This window comes from Mesorhizobium sp. M4A.F.Ca.ET.050.02.1.1 (assembly GCF_003997725.1).
Taxonomy (GTDB): domain Bacteria; phylum Pseudomonadota; class Alphaproteobacteria; order Rhizobiales; family Rhizobiaceae; genus Mesorhizobium.
In genome coordinates this window covers 1-3183 of sequence record NZ_RZSG01000695.1, presented here as the reverse complement: position 1 = coordinate 3183, position 3183 = coordinate 1, and the positions used below count along the sequence as shown (strand labels likewise).

Annotated in this window: 4 protein-coding genes; all 4 read right to left on the bottom strand. The window is 64.1% G+C overall.

Annotated features, from left to right (window positions below):
* Positions 1 to 321 (bottom strand): polyprenyl diphosphate synthase (uppS, locus tag EOA33_RS29510; protein WP_127407243.1); only part of this gene is annotated, 321 nt, incomplete at its 3' end.
* 33 nt (positions 322 to 354) lie between these two features.
* On the bottom strand, positions 355 to 909 hold the full coding sequence (gene frr / locus EOA33_RS29505) for a ribosome recycling factor (protein WP_126054465.1): 555 nt from the start codon (positions 907 to 909) through the stop codon (positions 355 to 357).
* A gap of 121 nt (positions 910 to 1030) precedes the next feature.
* Complete coding sequence (gene pyrH, locus EOA33_RS29500) at positions 1031 to 1753, bottom strand: UMP kinase (protein WP_126054464.1); 723 nt, start codon at positions 1751 to 1753, stop codon at positions 1031 to 1033.
* Positions 1754 to 1912: 159 nt separating this feature from the next.
* Positions 1913 to 3022 (bottom strand): aldo/keto reductase, encoded by a 1110-nt coding sequence (locus EOA33_RS29495; RefSeq protein WP_126054463.1) that lies wholly within the window; start codon positions 3020 to 3022, stop codon positions 1913 to 1915.
* Between the last annotated feature and the right edge of the window lie 161 nt (positions 3023 to 3183).

Here is a 3183-nt window from a genome sequence, read left to right as displayed (position 1 = left end):
CCTGATATCAGGCTGCAGCCCCGCCCTGTCGCCGACGATTCGCACTCGCACGCCGTTCTGATGCAGTTCGGCAAGGTCGCGACGGATAAACAGTTTCAACAGGCCCATCAGGTCGCTGACCTCGGATTTCGGCCGCGACCAGTTTTCCGACGAGAAGGCGTATACTGTCAGGAACGAGACGCCGAGGTCGGGCGCGGCGCGCACTGTCTTGCGCAAGGCCTCGACGCCCGCGCGATGGCCGGCAAGCCGCGGCATGCCGCGCGCCTTGGCCCAGCGTCCGTTTCCATCCATGATGATCGCGACATGCGCGGGCGTTGCCATGGTCTCGCTTTCGGGCCGGTGGAGAGCCGAACCCTAAACCTGCATGATTTCAGCTTCCTTATCGGAAAGCAGATGGTCGATGGTGCTGATCATCTCGTCGGTCAGTTTCTGCACCTGATCCGAACGCTTGCGGTGATCGTCCTCGCCGATGAGGCCGTCCTTTTCGGCCTTCTTGAGGAAATCCATGCCGTCGCGCCGGACATGGCGGACAGCGACGCGGGCGTTCTCGGCATAGCCGTGCGAGATCTTGACCAGTTCCTTGCGGCGCTGCTCGTTGAGTTCGGGCAGCGGGATCCTCAGATTGGTGCCGTCGACGATGGGGTTGAAGCCGAGGTTGGATTCGCGGATGGCGCGGTCGACGGCGCCGACCATCGCCTTGTCCCAGACCGACACCGAAAGCATGCGCGGCTCCGGCACGGACACGTTCGCCACCTGGTTGATCGGCATCGTCGTGCCGTAGGCCTGGACCTGAATTGCGTCGAGCAGGTTGCTGGACGCGCGGCCGGTGCGCAGCGAAGCCAGGTCATGCCGGAACGCGGCGATCGCCCCGTCCATGCGCCGCTTGAGGTCGTCGAACTCACCACTCATCATTGTCTCCTCGACCCGTTTGCCGGGTTCACTGTTTCAGGGCAACAGCCCCGTGCTCGAGCCTTGTTCCGATACCGCCTGCCGCTTCATAGCGGGCTTCCGGATCGGCATCGGCTCCGGATCAATCGTCCGCAACGACCGTACACCGGCCGCCGCCCCTCAGAATCTCGCCAAAACCACCCTTTTCGTGGATCGAATAGACGATTATCGGAATGTTGTTTTCGCGCGCAAGTGCAATCGCTGCCGTATCCATGATCGAAAGCCCGCGTTTGATCACTTCCGCATGGCTTATGCGTTCGAAGCGGGTCGCGTTCGGGTCTTTCTTCGGATCGGCGGAATAGACGCCGTCGACCTGGGTGCCCTTGAACAGCGCATCGGCGCCAATCTCGGCGGCGCGGAGCGCTGCTGCCGAATCGGTGGTGAAGAACGGATTGCCGGTACCGCCGGCGAAGATGACCACCTTGCCCTGGTTCATGTAGGCGGTGGCCTGGCGCTGGGAGAAGCTCTCGCAAAGCTCCGGCATGGCGATCGCCGACAGCACTACGGCATCGACGCCGATCTTGTTCAGCGAGGTGCGCAGCGCCAGCGAGTTGATGACGGTGGCAAGCATGCCCATGTGATCGCCGGTGACGCGGTCGCCGCCCTTGGACGCAACCGCCACGCCTCGGAAAATGTTGCCGCCGCCGATGACGACGCCGACCTCGATGCCCATCGCGCGGGCCTCGGCAATGTCGGCCGCGATGCGGTCAACGACCGAGACATCGATGCCGAAATGCTGCTCCCCCATCAACGCTTCGCCCGACGCTTTCAGCAAGACACGTCGGTAGAGGGGCTTCGCCGTCATCTGATCCTCGTCATTGTGCGTGTGAAGCGCCTGGGGTGGCCGCCCTCGCGCAGGCGCCGCGCCCAAAAACACCGGCGCGATGCGAGTTCCGATACACGAAGGGCGCCGCGATATCACGCGGCGCCCCTGCGCAATGCCCGCCTCTCCGGCTTGCGCCAATCAGTCGCTGGCAACGCTGACGGCTTCGCCCTCGATGAGCACCGGCTGCGCATAGCCGGCCGGCTTGTCGCCAGTCGTGGCGCCGCCGGTGACCCGGCCCTGGATCTCGAAGCCGAAATAGGAATGGGGGAATGGCGCCGGGGATCTGCTGACTACCTCCAGTCTTTCGCGAAGCGCGGCTGGAATTGAAAAATCCAGCGCCCCGATATTGTCCTGTAGTTGGGCAAGCTTGGTCGCGCCGAGAATGACCGTGGCGACGCCCGGCTGCGTCGCCACCCAGTTGAGCGCGACCTGGGGCATGCTGCGGCCGAGTTCGGCGGCAACCTTTTCGAGCTCCGCCACGATCTTCCAGTTGCGCTCGGTGAATTTCTGGAACCCCGGATGGGTGGTGTTGCGGAACCCATCGAGCCGGCCGGCATTTCCGGCCTGCGCCGGCCGATACTTGCCGCTGAGCAAGCCGCTGGCCAGCGGGCTCCAGACCATGATGCCCGCCCCGTGACGCGTGCCGAAGGGGACGAACTCATGCTCGATCGAACGTTCGGCGAGCGAATATTCGAGCTGCAAGGCCGAAACTGGCTCGTAGCCGCGCAATTCGGCAATCGCCTGGGCGCGGCCGGCATACCAGGCCGGCACGTCCGACAGACCGATATGGCGCACCTTGCCCGCGCGCACCAGGTCGTCCAGCGTGCGCATGACCTCTTCGGCCGGCGTCAGCCTGTCCCAGACGTGAAGCAGGTAGAGGTCGATATAGTCCGTGCCGAGCCGCCTGAGCGAGGCCTCCACCGCGCGCATGATGTTCTTGCGGCCATTGCCGCCGCTGTTCGGATTGCCGGGCTCGGTGTTCATGGTGAACTTGGTGGCGATCACTGCCTTGTCGCGCAGCCCGCGCTCGGCGACGAATTCGCCGAGCCAGGTCTCGCTCGTGCCATTGGTGTAGAGGTCGGCGGTATCGAAGAAATTGCCGCCTGCCTCGACATAGGCGTCGAACATCGAGCGGGCGGTTTCCCGGTCGGCTCCCCAGCCCCATTCCGTGCCGAAGGTCATCGTGCCGAGCGCGATGCGGCTTACCCGAAGGCCGCTGTTGCCGAGGGTGTAGTAATTCATCGTCATGATGTAGTTCCGATTCTGATAGGGATTGATGCCGCCATTCAGCGGCCGGGAGTGGTCTTGACCCACGCGTTGCCGCGCTCATGCGTCATGCGGAACGTGAAGCCATCCACTTTCCAGCCGGCTTGCGTGCGGGTCAGGCGGTGCTCGTAGGTGCCCCAGAC

Bases quoted from the DNA above. Each gene is read 5' to 3' on its own strand.
- pyrH (WP_126054464.1), bottom strand. From the start codon at position 1,753: ATGACGGCGAAGCCCCTCTACCGACGTGTCTTGCTGAAAGCGTCGGGC.
- frr (WP_126054465.1), bottom strand. From the start codon at position 909: ATGAGTGGTGAGTTCGACGACCTCAAGCGGCGCATGGACGGGGCGATC.
- EOA33_RS29495 (WP_126054463.1), bottom strand. From the start codon at position 3,022: ATGACGATGAATTACTACACCCTCGGCAACAGCGGCCTTCGGGTAAGC.